We start from the raw sequence: 13,255 nt of genomic DNA, 5'->3' as shown, positions 1-13,255 counted from the left end.
CTCAGTGACATCGAGAGACAGACTCTCTTTGTGCAATGCAGCAAATATAGGATGGCGGTGCAGCTTCGAACAGGCACAAAGCATCATTGCTGCTATGTGAAATCAGCTTAAATCGATTAGATTCAGGGCCATAAAAAAACGCGGTTGTGTCAGAAATAAGCCCTTGCAAGCGCAAGAAGCTTGGCGTCGTCCTTCACGCCCTGACGGTAAAGCTGGATGATCAATGCACCCAAGCGCTCGGCTTCCGGACTGCGCGGGTTCATGCCGCGATCCTGACAGACAGCGTCAAGCACCTTCTCCAGACGGTCGAGATCGTCCGAAAACAAAGGTAAATCCCGTGGATGTATGGGGGTTTCCAACATTTGCGCTGCCTCGTCCTTCGGGCAGAAGCACGCAACAACTTCGCCGGTGCCCGCTAATACCCGACGATACCACTAGACTATGCTCCTTGGCCGCGGGCTTGGCAAGGAAGCTTTTGCGCGATCGCCGCCACTAATGCATTTCTGATTCGCAAACCGGGCGGCAATCCCGCCAACGCTACAATTTTAAGTTACGCCATCACCAAGCCTTCATCCGCATTTGCGACAACGGCGCAAACGGAGAGATGATATGACCAGATTTTTTATCCCGGCCATTGTCGGCCTGTTACTCGCCAGCACGGCCCTGCCGGCCCTTGCACAGAACTTTCAGAACCTTCCCTTACGCAATCCTCGTCAGCCGCCGGAAGGATATATTTCCGTGCAGTCGGGAATATCGCTTTCCTATTCGGTACCGGACGGCGACAACGAAGAGCAGCAGGAGAAGGCTTTGAAATCCTTCTACAAGATCGCCGCGAGCAGCTGCGCGACCTTGCTCGATACCATTGCCGACGCCTGCGAGATCAGCGCGATGTCGAGCAATACCGCGGTCAACAGTCTCGACGGCCGCGGGCCGAGGCTCTCGGTAAACGGACAGGTGACGATGTCGGTCAAACTGAAGCCGGCCACCGCACCAACGAAATAGGAATCCCTGCTCCCGATAGTCAATGATGCGAAAGCCAACGGATCGGTAAGAAATCGCGGCGATAATCCCCTCGCAATTGAGGGATGGTACCATGGCGAAAGCGAAACGACGCGCACGGCGCAAGCCGCAATCCAAGGCGGGCAATTCGATGTGGCTGTGGGGTGTCGTCGGCCTGGCGGCCGTGGCCGGCATCTACGCCTACCAGCATCGCAAGGAAATGCCGTCGATGCTCGCCCATGCAGGCGCGGTCGCTGCCATGCCGCATGTGGCACAGGAAGCGCCGGTGCCGGCAACCAGGCCGAAGGTCAAGACCGTCGCGGTCGCTCCGGAACCGCGTGCGACATCCGCCCTGCCCGTGCCGCCAGCCGCCATTCCCGTCGCGATGCCGATCAGCAGGATGTCGATCGAACGGCCAGTGCCCGGCTTACGGGCCCAGACCGGCGGCCGGTTTGTGCTTTGTGGCGCCGGCTCGGGCACGAACTGCGTGGTTGATGGCAATACGTTCTGGCAGGATGGCGTCAGGATCCAGCTGGCCGACATTGACGTGCCATACACCGATGCCGCGCGCTGCCCGAGCGAGAGGCAGAAGGCCGCGGCCGCGAAACTGCGGCTGCAGACCCTCCTCAATGACGGAACCTTCGTACTTTCCGGCAGCAATCGCAGCGATGACCAGAATGGCGGCAAACTGCGCATCGCCATGCGCGCGGGCCGCTCGATCGGCGATCAACTCGTCTCAGAAGGACTCGCGCGGCGCTGGACGGGCCAGCCATCCTCGTGGTGCAGCTAAATCACTGGAAATTCGATTGGGAGCTCAAGGAGAAAATGGTCGGGGCGACAGGATTTGAACCTGCGACCCCTTGACCCCCAGTCAAGTGCGCTACCGGGCTGCGCTACGCCCCGACCTGCCGAAACGGCTTGTTTCGTTTAGAGTTTAGAGTTTCGCGACGCAAGCGAAAAGTGGCGGGCCGCTCAGAAAAAGTTCCGGCTCAACGGCACTCGCGTCTCGGCCCCCGGCTCGGTTGATAGCTATTGTCCGAGGCGCGGTAGGAGCTGTAGCGGCTTGCGCAGGCGCGGGCATGGCCGTCGTAATAGCCTCGGGCGCGTTGCCCGCTGAACAGCGTGCCTGTCACGAAGGATTTGAAGAGCACGCCGCTGTCCGAATTGTCATCATAATAGCTATCGGAACCATGACGCCGATGGCCACCGCTCCAGTGATTATGATTGTGCCAATGGCCATGAACCTGAATGACGTCGGACTTTTCAGGCACCGACAGTGCCGGCATGGTGATGGCACCGGCCGGCATGGCGGCGCCAGCCGCCAGCAGCAAACCAAAGCCCACGGCAGTCATCGACCTGGCAATCGTAAACATATGCGCCTCCTTCGAAATCCGGCAGCGGCGCCAAGCACATATGCGTGAGACAGCCTTGTCGCCGAACGCTTCAATATTACCTCTATATAGTGATTTGGACCCAAGCTCACAGATGCCCTTTCGTCTTTATTGCGAGACGGAATTAAGAGAATAAGAAGCGATCGGAAAGTTGAGGCAATGAAACCCCTGATAGCCCTGATGCTATGCGCACCGCTGCTTGCCGCATGCACCACAGCCCAGCCATTGGAACCGATTCCCGGCAGCATTACCTATCACGGCCAGCCGCACATGAAGCTGACGCAATCGCCGCCCGGCACGCGGCTGCAGCATCACTTCACCAATCAATGGGGTCAGGATGTCTTTGAAACCTACATCATCCAGCCTGACCGCAGCCTAAAGCTGGTCAGCCGGGAGGAGATGACTCAGCCGTTCTAAGAGCGACCGGAAACATGAAAACTCCACCAGCGGGAGAAGCCGGCGGAGTTTTTGTTTCGACATGTGAGCGATCGGGCTATCGCGATGCCTACCAGCAGCGATAGCAGCGACGGTAATACGGGCGGTCATAATAGCCGCGGTGATGGTGATCACTGGCTGCGGCGCCGACAAGAACACCACCGATGATACCGGCGGCGGCAAGAGCGGCTGCCTGATTTTCAGCTTGCTGCGCCTGGACGCGATTTGCCTGGTAAGTGGCGCCGACGCAGCGATTGTAGCGCTGCGAACCGGGGCGGAAACCCTGTGACTGGCACGTCATTTCAGCATTCATCGCAGATTCCTGCGGTGTCTGACAGCTCGATAGAATAGTGGTTACGGCGACGAGGCTCGCCGCTACGGTGGCACGTATACGCATATTCCCTCCGGCAATTTATAGTACAACCCGGGACAGGGAAATACAGCCAACGGTAAGTCTTAGCAAGCCAGTGCCGTCAGGCAACGCGCAAAAAACCGGCAGAATCCCTCAAAATAACGCGCAAAGATGGTATTGTGCTTAACGGGTTCAGCCCGTCAACGGGAGCGGCAAAATAAAAGGCCCCGCCTGGCGGCAGGGCCTTGAGATCCGCTTGCGTCTGCGGCCTTATCCGAAAGGCCGAGACATCCGGTTCATTTCCGATCAGAAATTCCGCTCGAAACGGAGGATACCGGCGACGGTATCGTCGTTGATGAAGTCGTAGTGAACGTAGGTCAATTCCGGCTCGATCAGGAAATCCTTGACCGGGTTGAACTTGAGGTTCGTGGTCGCTTCGAAGATCTTCGATTCGGTATAGGCAAGCTGCAGGTTCCATTTCAGCTTATCGTTGACCGGAACGCCGACGCCGCCCCAAACTGCCCAGTCACCCCAGCCGCACTTGGCCGCATTGACCGCACCGCTCGACGTCGTGCAAGCGGAGACGTCCTGGTTGGTGCCGGCATACTTGTTCAGCTTGTCGCCGTCCGTGTTCCAGCCACCCATCAGGAAGGCTTCCACAGCGCCGAATTTGGCATCGATGCGCGCCTTGATGGCGCCTTCTTCGACGATGGAATCATAACCGCCGACAACCTTGAAGCCCCAGTTACCCACCTTGTAGCCGAAGCCGGCGACGGCATCGGGAGCGTAGTGGTTGGACTTGTCGTCCGTCCACCAGCCAGCGCCATAAGATGCACTGCCGTCGGAGGTGGAGTAGCTGTCTTCGAGCGAGACCACAGCCGTGAAGCCGTTGCCTGCATCGTAGTTGTAGGTCAACTGGTTCAGTTCGTACGGGCCGTCATAGATCACGTCGTCGTTGATGACGTCGCCAGCGTAACCAACGTATAGGTTGTACTGCGAATCGAGCTTACCAACCGTGAAGCCGCCGAGGCTGATATTGGCGAACAGCAGCTTGGCGCTGGTCGCATTTCCATCGTTCCACTCCCAACGGAAGATGGTGTTGGTCTTCAGCGGACCGTATTCGGTGTCGGTCGCAGTATCGACATTGAGTTCCACACGCTCATGCCACATCGTGCCGACCCGGCTGTTCGGATTGTAGGCGTCGTACCACTCGCCTTCGGTACGGACCTTGCCGCCGACTTTCAGGCAGGTTTCGGTACCGGGGATATAAAAATATCCGGTGCCGTAGGCATCGCAGATGCGGACATATTCAAGCGGCTCGGGCTCGGCCGCAACGATTGCGTCAGCAGCGTGGGCAGCGCTCGCTGCGGCGATGGCAGCGGCGGAGCCAAGAAGAAGGCTCTTGATGTTCATGATGTCTCCATTCGACTATCCATCAGGGATGGACCTCAAGGCAGATAACATCACACCCCTCCATGGCCTGACTGGCTGTTCCCCTATTACAGGGCGAAGCACAAGGCTTCGGTTTCAAACTGAACCCGCCGCCAAAGTCGGACAAGTTAATAAGGCTGCCGAACTATTTTTTACAACGCAAAAGGGTAGCAAATGTGACAAAAATATCACGCACTGTAGCTGACTATATGGGCGAGCATCCCGATGCCTTCCCCAAGGTGCGCAACGCAAGCATACACATGTTTCGGTTGCACTTCCGTTGAAAAACGCAAGGCATGCCCTTGGACACTCTACCGAACGACGCTGGCGATGCCGCCGACCGGACTTCGCTCTATCGCACCTGATCGAGCAGACGTTTACACTCCAGCAGGTCATAGAGCGTTTCCTGAAGCAACGCCCGATCCTCCTTGCCGACACTGGACTTGCCGAGCGAGACATCCGGCACGCCGTCCTCCCCGCTGACGAAATTAAAGAAACGACGGCTTATCGGCGCCTTGGCGCGCCCGACAATCTGGTCGTCTTCCGGATTGGTGGAACCGACACGCGGTTCGACCGGAGCAGGCTCCTGCGCCGCCCCGGCAAGTGCCTCGACGCTGGCGAGATCCCCGTGCCCCACGGCGATAACGAACTTGTTGCCGTTGGTTTTCAGAAGCTTCTGAACGCCTTTGATCGTATAGCCGTGATCGTACAGCAGATGGCGGATGCCATTCAGGAGGTCGACATCCTCCGGCCGGTAGTAGCGCCTGCCGCCGCCACGCTTCATCGGCTTGATTTGCAGAAAGCGTGTTTCCCAGAACCGTAGGACATGTTGCGGCAGGTCAAGGTCTTCGGCAACTTCGCTGATCGTGCGAAATGCATCCGGGCTCTTGTCCATCATCATACTCCCACAGCGCGACTACGGCGCCATTCGCGCCAAATCACGCAAGACCTGATATTGGCGCCGCATCCTATCATGATGCGACTCACCATATTTCAACGGTTTGCCAGGAGAAATTCAAGTCATCTCTTCGGCCGCTACACAAGCAAACTGCAAAAAGCCAGAGAAATACATCCAAAAAGCGTCGCATCGCAGGCACCCTGCCGATGGGAAACAAATGGCGTGAATGGATCAGGAGGCCGGATTTACCGGTCTGGCTTTCGCCTTGCGGCTCGCATGAGCCTTGAGGATGCGGGTCTTCAGGACGTTGGATGCCTTGAAAGTCATGACGCGCCGTGGAGAGATCGGAACTTCCTCGCCGGTCTTCGGATTTCGGCCGACGCGTTCATTCTTATCACGCACCTGAAAAGTCGCGAATGAGGAGAGCTTTACGGTTTCTCCACGCACGATGGCGTTGCAAATTTCATCGATAACTGTCTCGACGAGTTCCGCCGACTCCGTCCGGGAGAGACCGACTTTCCGGAATACCGACTCCGCCAGATCTGCGCGCGTCACTGTCTTGCCCGTCATAGCTCCCCGCCCATATTGATAGGTAATCTTATTCAAGCCGTACGAGACTATTGCCCTTGCGCCAAACGGTCAAGCTCTTGTTCGGAATCGGCTTTTAGAGATGAGGCCTACCAGCGCAGCAGCACTGCGCCCCAGGTGAAACCGCCGCCCATGGCTTCCAGCATGACCAGATCGCCCTTCTTGATTCGGCCGTCGCCGGCAGCAACCGCGAGGGCCAGCGGGATCGAAGCGGCCGACGTATTGCCATGGAGATCGACGGTGATCACAACCTTCTCGGGAGCAATTCCGAGCTTTTTGGCGGACCCATCGATGATGCGCCTGTTCGCCTGATGCGGCACCAGCCAGTCAAGGTCGTCAGCCGTCGCGCCGGCAGCCTTAAAGGCAGCCTCGATAACGTCGGTGATCATGCCGACTGCGTGTTTGAACACCTCGCGTCCCGCCATATGCAGCACGCCGACCGTTCCCGTCGAGGAGGGACCGCCGTCGACATAGAGCTTGTCCTTGTGGGCACCATCCGAACGCAGGCTTGCCGTCAGCACGCCGCGGTCACGGTTTGTGCCGCTCCCTTCACCTGCCTCGAGGATCAGCGCACCAGCGCCGTCACCGAAGAGAACGCAGGTCGTGCGGTCGGTCCAGTCGAGGATGCGGGAGAACGTTTCGGCGCCGATGACAAGCACGCGCTTGGCAAGGCCGCCGCGAATGTAGGCGTCGGCGGTCGTCACGGCATAGACGAACCCGGTACAGACGGCTTGGACGTCGAAGGCGAAGCCATGATGCATGCCGAGCCGGTTCTGAATATTCACCGCGGTGGCGGGAAACGTGTTGTCGGGCGTCGAGGTGGCGACGATGATCAAATCGAGATCGTCGGGCGTCAGCCCGGCGTTGGCGAGGGCGGCGCGTGCCGCCTGCTCACCCAACGAAGCCGTGGTTTCGCCTTCGCCTGCAATGTGGCGCTGGCGAATGCCAGTGCGCTGGACAATCCAGTCGTCGTTGGTGTCGACAACCTGTTCCATCTCTGCATTGGTCATGACACGCTTGGGGAGCGCCGCCCCAAATCCGCGGACAACTGAACGGATCATTCTGCTTATACCCCGTCGCTCATGCCGCTTCCGGCCCGATGGGGGGCAGCCGTTTAGCATGATACTTCTTCAAATCGTTTTCGATTTTCTGCGTAAGCCCGTTCTTGGCCATGTCGTAGCCGACATCGATGGCGGCTGCAAAGGCTTCCGCATTCGCGCCACCGTGGCTCTTGATGACAATGCCGTTGAGGCCGAGGAAAACGCCGCCATTGACCTTGCTGGGGTCCAGCTTCTCGCGCAGCAGGTCGAAAGCTCCCTTGGCGAAGATATAGCCGATGCGGGCCAGCAGCGTGCGCGTCATCGCCGAGCGCAAATAGGAACCGATCTGCTTTGCCGTACCTTCCGCAGCCTTCAGGGCGATGTTGCCGGAGAAGCCTTCCGTGACCACGACATCGACCGTACCCTTGCCGATATCGTCGCCCTCGACGAAGCCGGAATATTCCAGCGATTCGAGATTGGCCTCGCGGATCAGGCGGCCGGCATCCTTGACCTCCTCCTGCCCCTTGATTTCTTCGACGCCTACATTGAGCAGGCCGACGGTCGGGCGCTCGATCTCGAAAAGCGCGCGTGCCATTGCACCGCCCATCAGGGCAAAATCAAGCAGCTGCTGCGCATCCGCGCCAATGGTGGCGCCGACATCGAGCACGATGCTTTCGCCGCGCAGCGTCGGCCAGATTGCGGCGATCGCCGGACGTTCGATATTGGCCATGGTGCGCAAGCAGAATTTCGCCATTGCCATCAGCGCCCCGGTATTGCCGGCAGACACCACGACGTCGGCGGCCCCCACTTTCACCGCTTCGATGGAACGCCACATGCTGGACACGTAGCGGCCGCGGCGCAGCGCCTGGCTCGGCTTCTCGTCCATGCTGATGGCAACATCGCATTCGTGAAAGGCAGATCTTTCCCGAAGCTTCGGATATTTGGCAAGGATCGCCTCGCAGCGATCCTTTTGTCCATACATGAGGAAAGTGATGTCGGGATGCCTATCCAGCGCCTTGGCCGCGCCGGGAACAACAACCTCAGGGCCGAAGTCGCCACCCATTAGGTCAAGAGAAATTCTGATCACGCGTCCCTAGTCCTTTTTGTCCGCCGGGCCTGGCGAATTTGGCGTCAAAATACCGTTTTCTCCCTCGGTTACAACTGAATTGTGCTCAGTTGCCATCGGAGTCTATTCCTTTTTCCAGTCTTTCAGAACGGCGAATGGGGAAGGTTTCCTGTCATTTTCGCCGGCGTCTTCGATGTGCCCTTCGAACTCGACATCGGGCTTGCGCGGATAAGGGTCGATGGCAAGCGCCGCGAACTCCGCAACGACCGCACCGGCATCGATCGTGTCGCCTGCGAACGTGTCGGGAAGGTCCGGTCCATCGGGATCGAGCACCATTTCACCCGCAGCCACCGAGGGCGCGCGCGCCAGCTTGGAATCCTCCGGTACGAAAATATGCTCGAAATTCTCGTCGATGTCAGATTCGACCGGATCAAGCGTGACGACGCATGCCTGGACGAGCTTTGCCCTCACATTGCCCTTGATCCGCACGCCGTCGCGCTTCCAGCGCGAAATCTTCAGATCCGCTTCGAGCTTTTCCACGGAAAGGACATCCCAAAGCGCCGCCAAGCCCGCAAGTTCGCGATCATCCGCCTCGACATGCACATCCACCGGATTGGCGGAGATATGGCCAACCTTCACCGGATAAGAAAACGGCGTTTCATCGGAGTTGTGTGTTTTCATTTTTTGCCCCTTAACCTACCTTTTGGCCGAGCTTGCCTGGCTGCGGCAGCGTCGCCGAGCCCGTGGCGATATCGGCCTCCGTCACGGCGGCCAAATGCGCCTCGGCGTCCATCATCCAGTCGGCCAGCGCCGCCATCGAGGCTCCCTCGTCCGTCTTCGGATAGATGTTGCGACGAAGTGCTGCGGCAAGTGCAGCACGATCATTGCCGTCCATGGCCGTCGCATAACTTTCGAGCCGCCCGTAAAACATGCCGGCGAGTTTCTTCATGCGCTTCGGCACGCTGTTGTCACCAATTCCAAGCTCGCGGATCGAATAGTCGATATCCTCGAAAAACGCATCGACGATTTCCTGTGCAAGCTCCTGGCCGCTGGTCGCGGACGATCGCGCCCGCCGGAAAAAAAGGATCATGACAACCGAAAGCAATTCGAAGCGCCCCATCACCGTATCCGGCACGTTGTAGCCGGTATAGAAAACCGGCTCGCGCGCCATCGATGTCAGGGCCTCATATTGCCTGACGACGATGATCTGATTGTGATTTCTTTTGCGGAATAGCCCAAAAATCATGAAAATTCCCGGAATTGGCTCCTTCAGAGCGCCCCGTTTTTGCTTGGCCTTGTTGCATCCACGCCAAAGCTGGTTTACCGAAGCAGGCGCGAATTGCAATGCCGTTTGTGCCCGCTTCAAGGCTCCCGCCCTTACCTTCATCACCCTGTGGATGTCGGTGAAGAAGAGTGACGAACAACACCATTGTAGCTTTTTCCATCGCGGAAAGGCCACAATGATGTGCGCAGCAAGATCATACCGGCCGCTCGGCCATCGGATTGATTCATTAGGGGAGATGAGATGTCGTTGACCAGACGGTATTTCAAGTCTGACATTACTTTCAGCAGCAGTGCCGCCATCGCCCTGGTGATTGCGACCGTAGGACTTACGGCTTGCCAGACCGGCGAGGTCATGAACAACGGCTACATCTTCGATCAGCAGTCGCTCGCCCTTGCGCCTGTCGGCTCGAGCCGCGAGCAGGTGCTGCTGTCGCTCGGTACGCCCTCAACCACAGCGACCTTCGACGGCGAGGTTTTCTACTACATCTCCCAGAAGCGCACGCGCGCCGCCGCCTTCATGAAACCGAAGCTGGTCGACCAGAACATCCTGGCGATCTATTTCGACAAGGACGGTATCGTGAAGCAGGAAGCCAACTATACGCTGAAGGACGGCAGGGTCTTCGACATGATCAGCCGTACGACGCCGACCGGCGGCCGCGATATCACCTTCCTGCAGCAGATCCTGCAGGGCGGCGGCCAGGGCGTGAACGGCGCGAGGAACTTCCTCAACAACCTCAACCCGGGCCAATAGGCCGGGAAGATGCTCCAACGAAAAACCCGCGAGGCATAGCGCCTCGCGGGTTTTCTTTATGCGTTCGGTTTTCTTCGGCTAGAGCGGATGATTTTAGGTCGAACCGACCTAAAATCCGAATCCGCTCCACACTTTTCGGCATCACGCTCTATCCGGCAAGGACGGCCAGCAGCAGCAATGCAACGATATTGGTGATCTTGATCGCCGGATTGACAGCCGGGCCGGCCGTATCCTTATAGGGATCGCCGACGGTATCGCCCGTCACCGACGCCTTATGCGCCTCCGAGCCCTTCAGATGGCGCGTGCCGTCCTTATCGACGAAGCCATCCTCGAAGCTCTTCTTGGCGTTGTCCCAGGCACCGCCGCCTGACGTCATGGAAATGGCGACGAACAGGCCATTGATGATGACGCCGAGCAGCGACGCGCCGAGTGCGGCGAAGGCCGAAGCCTTGGAGCCGGAGATCAGAAGCACGCCGAAATAGACGACGATCGGTGCCAGCACCGGCAGCAGCGACGGAATGATCATCTCGCGGATGGCCGCCTTGGTCAGAAGGTCGACGGCGCGGCCGTAATCGGGGCGTTCGGTGCCCTGCATGATGCCTGGTTTCTCGCGAAACTGCCTGCGCACTTCCTCCACGATCGAACCGGCAGCCCGGCCGACGGCCGTCATGGCGATGCCGCCGAAGAGATAGGGAATCATGCCGCCGAACAGCAACCCGGCAACGACGTAAGGGTTGGAGAGATCGAAGGAGATCGCGCCCACATTGGCGAAATAGGGGAATTGATCGCCATGGGAGGCAAAATATTTCAAGTCGTTCGAATAGGCGGCAAACAGCACCAGCGCGCCGAGACCGGCCGAACCGATGGCATAGCCTTTCGTCACCGCCTTGGTGGTATTGCCGACGGCGTCCAGCGCATCGGTCGACTTGCGCACTTCCGGCGGAAGATGCGACATTTCAGCAATGCCGCCGGCATTGTCGGTCACCGGGCCGAAGGCATCGAGCGCTACGATCATGCCGGCAAGCCCAAGCATGGCCGTCACGGCGATACCCGTGCCGAACAGGCCGCCGAGCTGATAGGTGGCAAGAATGCCGCCGACGATGACGAGCGCCGGCAGTGCCGTCGATTCAAGCGAGACGGCCAAGCCCTGGATGACGTTGGTGCCGTGGCCAGTGACAGACGCCTGAGCGATGGAATTGACCGGCCGCTTGTTGGTGCCGGTGTAGTATTCGGTGATGACGACGATCAGCGCCGTGACGATCAGCCCGACGATGCCGCAGAGGAACAGCTTCGTTCCGGTGATATCGAAACCTGCGACAGTGCCGATCGAACCCCAGCCGATGGTCAGCGACGTGGCGACCGCGAGACCGACGATCGACAGGAGACCCGTGGCGATCAGCCCCTTGTAGAGCGCGCCCATGATCGAACCGTTGACGCCGAGCTTGACGAAGAAGGTGCCGATGATCGAGGTAATGATGCAGGTGCCGCAGATCGCCAACGGATAGATCATGGCGGAGTCAAGCATCGGCGTGCCGGCGAAGAAGATCGCGGCGAGAACCATAGTGGCGACCACAGAGACCGCATAGGTTTCGAACAGGTCGGCCGCCATGCCGGCGCAATCGCCGACATTGTCGCCGACGTTGTCAGCAATGGTCGCGGGGTTGCGCGGATCGTCCTCGGGGATACCCGCTTCTACCTTGCCGACGAGATCGCCGCCGACATCTGCGCCCTTGGTGAAGATGCCGCCGCCAAGACGGGCGAAGATCGAAATCAGCGACGCGCCGAACCCGAGCGATACCAGAGCGTCGATGACATCGCGCGAGCCCGGCTCATGACCGAGAATATCGGTCAGCACATAGAAGTAGATGGAGACGCCGAGCAATGCGAGGCCGGCAACCAGCATGCCGGTGATGGCGCCCGACTTGAAGGCGATATCGAGACCGGCCGCCAGGCTATGCGACGAGGCCTGAGCCGTGCGGACGTTGGCGCGCACGGAGACGTGCATGCCGATGAAGCCGGCAGCGCCCGAGAGAATCGCGCCGATCAGGAAACCGAAAGCGGCTTCGGCAGACAATAGAAGCCAGGCTGCAATGAAAACAATGACACCGACAATTGCGATGGTTCTATATTGACGCGCCAGATAGGCCTGGGCGCCTTCCCGAATATAACCCGCAATCTCCTGCATGCGCGCATTGCCCTGATCGGCAGCAAGCACCGACCGGGTCGTCCAGATGGCGTAAACCACCGAGAGCAGCCCGCACGCTATAACACCTAAAAGAATTGACATTTCGCTTTTTCCCTCCAAAAAAGCCGGCGGTTCACTCCTCGCCCGGCCGCCCGCGACAACCGTGACCGCCCTCCTCCAAGACGACCGACAGATGTGCAATGCGAGATTGCTGTTGGGAAAACGTCGCGTCAAGACCGCCCGCGGGTAAAACACCCGCTGGAGGTTCAAAAGAATATCCGTAACTGAAATCAGGCGCGAACGAAGGAAACGAAAGTGCAAACCGCAGCGGTCAGCGCCTCCAAGGAAGCCTATTTCTTGGCTTCGCCGCGAACCTGCTTGGCGATTCGGTCGAGCACGGCGTTGACGAGTTTCGGCTCGTCCTCTTCGAAGAAGGCGTGGGCGATCTCGACATATTCGGTGACGATGACCGGAACCGGCACGTCCTTGCGGTCGAGAAGCTCGAATGTGCCGGCGCGCAGGATGGCGCGCACGGTGCTGTCGAGACGCGACAGCGCCCAGTCGTCCTGAAGGGCGGAGCCGATCAGCGGATCGAGCCGGGTCTGCTCGCGCACGACACCTGATACGATGGAGCGAAACCAGGATGCGTCGGCCTTCAGGTAGGTCTCGCCATCCAGCTCCTGTCCGAGACGGTGTGCCTCGTATTCGGCCACCACCTCCAGCACGCCGGTTCCGCCGATATCCATCTGATAGAGCGCCTGAACGGCGGCAAGGCGAGCCGCCCCCCGCTGGTTCGCGGGCTTTGCCGGTCGCTCGTTATCCTGATTGCTCATGA

The 13,255-nt window shown here is 59.1% G+C and carries 17 protein-coding genes and 1 tRNA gene; 4 read left to right on the top strand and 14 right to left on the bottom strand.

Annotation, left to right across the window (positions count from 1 at the left end):
• Positions 1-149: 149 nt before the first annotated feature.
• Entirely contained in the window at positions 150-362 is a 213-nt protein-coding gene (locus FHT29_RS21085) for a hypothetical protein (protein ID WP_034507606.1), read from the bottom strand.
• Positions 363-609: 247 nt separating this feature from the next.
• Here FHT29_RS21085 and FHT29_RS21080 point away from each other — a divergent pair, with 247 nt between their 5' ends.
• On the top strand, positions 610-1,002 hold the full coding sequence (locus tag FHT29_RS21080; protein ID WP_037194133.1) for a hypothetical protein: 393 nt from the start codon (positions 610-612) through the stop codon (positions 1,000-1,002).
• Between the two features lie 91 nt (positions 1,003-1,093).
• Positions 1,094-1,789, top strand: a complete 696-nt coding sequence (locus tag FHT29_RS21075) for a hypothetical protein (RefSeq protein ID WP_047552987.1) — start codon at positions 1,094-1,096, stop codon at positions 1,787-1,789.
• 36 nt (positions 1,790-1,825) lie between these two features.
• On the opposite strand, the gene FHT29_RS21070 is transcribed toward FHT29_RS21075, so the two are convergent.
• Together FHT29_RS21070 and FHT29_RS21065 are read right to left on the bottom strand one after the other, a co-directional pair.
• Positions 1,826-1,902, bottom strand: a tRNA-Pro gene (locus FHT29_RS21070).
• Between the two features lie 86 nt (positions 1,903-1,988).
• Positions 1,989-2,372 (bottom strand): BA14K family protein, encoded by a 384-nt coding sequence (locus FHT29_RS21065; protein ID WP_047552984.1) that lies wholly within the window; start codon positions 2,370-2,372, stop codon positions 1,989-1,991.
• Positions 2,373-2,549: 177 nt separating this feature from the next.
• On the opposite strand from FHT29_RS21065, the gene FHT29_RS21060 reads away from it, so the two are divergent.
• Positions 2,550-2,807: a hypothetical protein gene (locus tag FHT29_RS21060; RefSeq protein ID WP_037194127.1), complete on the top strand. Its 258-nt coding sequence runs from the start codon at positions 2,550-2,552 to the stop codon at positions 2,805-2,807.
• 88 nt (positions 2,808-2,895) lie between these two features.
• Here FHT29_RS21060 and FHT29_RS21055 read toward each other — a convergent pair whose 3' ends face one another.
• The 9 genes from FHT29_RS21055 to FHT29_RS35070 all read right to left on the bottom strand — a co-directional run bounded on the left by FHT29_RS21055 (position 2,896) and on the right by FHT29_RS35070 (position 9,630).
• Positions 2,896-3,222, bottom strand: a complete 327-nt coding sequence (locus tag FHT29_RS21055; protein ID WP_047552981.1) for a hypothetical protein — start codon at positions 3,220-3,222, stop codon at positions 2,896-2,898.
• A 261-nt stretch (positions 3,223-3,483) separates the two neighbouring features.
• Positions 3,484-4,590 carry a porin gene (locus FHT29_RS21050; protein WP_037194124.1) on the bottom strand — a complete coding sequence of 369 codons (1,107 nt, stop codon included), beginning with the start codon at positions 4,588-4,590 and terminating at the stop codon, positions 3,484-3,486.
• 370 nt (positions 4,591-4,960) lie between these two features.
• Positions 4,961-5,509, bottom strand: coding sequence for a MerR family transcriptional regulator (locus FHT29_RS21045; RefSeq protein WP_037194122.1), 549 nt, complete (start codon positions 5,507-5,509; stop codon positions 4,961-4,963).
• A gap of 228 nt (positions 5,510-5,737) precedes the next feature.
• Positions 5,738-6,076: an integration host factor subunit alpha gene (locus tag FHT29_RS21040; RefSeq protein WP_034507623.1), complete on the bottom strand. Its 339-nt coding sequence runs from the start codon at positions 6,074-6,076 to the stop codon at positions 5,738-5,740.
• A 107-nt stretch (positions 6,077-6,183) separates the two neighbouring features.
• The gene (locus FHT29_RS21035; RefSeq protein WP_047552977.1) at positions 6,184-7,155 is read right to left on the bottom strand and encodes a beta-ketoacyl-ACP synthase III; all 972 of its coding nucleotides are present in this window, start codon (positions 7,153-7,155) and stop codon (positions 6,184-6,186) included.
• A 19-nt stretch (positions 7,156-7,174) separates the two neighbouring features.
• Positions 7,175-8,221 (bottom strand): phosphate acyltransferase PlsX, encoded by a 1,047-nt coding sequence (plsX, locus tag FHT29_RS21030; RefSeq protein WP_034507627.1) that lies wholly within the window; start codon positions 8,219-8,221, stop codon positions 7,175-7,177.
• A gap of 102 nt (positions 8,222-8,323) precedes the next feature.
• Positions 8,324-8,881, bottom strand: a complete 558-nt coding sequence (locus FHT29_RS21025; RefSeq protein WP_047552973.1) for a DUF177 domain-containing protein — start codon at positions 8,879-8,881, stop codon at positions 8,324-8,326.
• Positions 8,882-8,891: 10 nt separating this feature from the next.
• Complete coding sequence (locus FHT29_RS21020) at positions 8,892-9,446, bottom strand: ubiquinol-cytochrome C chaperone family protein (protein WP_047553349.1); 555 nt, start codon at positions 9,444-9,446, stop codon at positions 8,892-8,894.
• Complete coding sequence (locus FHT29_RS35070; RefSeq protein ID WP_156143630.1) at positions 9,385-9,630, bottom strand: hypothetical protein; 246 nt, start codon at positions 9,628-9,630, stop codon at positions 9,385-9,387. The genes FHT29_RS21020 and FHT29_RS35070 overlap by 62 nt, the downstream gene beginning before the upstream one ends.
• 95 nt (positions 9,631-9,725) lie before the next feature.
• Between FHT29_RS35070 and FHT29_RS21010 the strand changes: the two genes are divergently transcribed.
• Positions 9,726-10,235, top strand: coding sequence for an outer membrane protein assembly factor BamE (locus FHT29_RS21010; RefSeq protein WP_037194113.1), 510 nt, complete (start codon positions 9,726-9,728; stop codon positions 10,233-10,235).
• A 148-nt stretch (positions 10,236-10,383) separates the two neighbouring features.
• Here the strand turns inward: FHT29_RS21010 and FHT29_RS21005 are convergent, their stop codons facing one another.
• Both FHT29_RS21005 and nusB read right to left on the bottom strand, forming a co-directional pair.
• Positions 10,384-12,522 carry a sodium-translocating pyrophosphatase gene (locus FHT29_RS21005; RefSeq protein WP_037194111.1) on the bottom strand — a complete coding sequence of 713 codons (2,139 nt, stop codon included), beginning with the start codon at positions 12,520-12,522 and terminating at the stop codon, positions 10,384-10,386.
• A gap of 248 nt (positions 12,523-12,770) precedes the next feature.
• Positions 12,771-13,253, bottom strand: coding sequence for a transcription antitermination factor NusB (gene nusB / locus FHT29_RS21000; RefSeq protein WP_004122322.1), 483 nt, complete (start codon positions 13,251-13,253; stop codon positions 12,771-12,773).
• Positions 13,254-13,255: the final 2 nt, after the last annotated feature.

This window comes from Rhizobium sp. SG741 (assembly GCF_012275435.1).
GTDB lineage: Bacteria > Pseudomonadota > Alphaproteobacteria > Rhizobiales > Rhizobiaceae > Rhizobium > Rhizobium lusitanum.
This window is presented reverse-complemented; position numbering and strand designations above follow the sequence as displayed.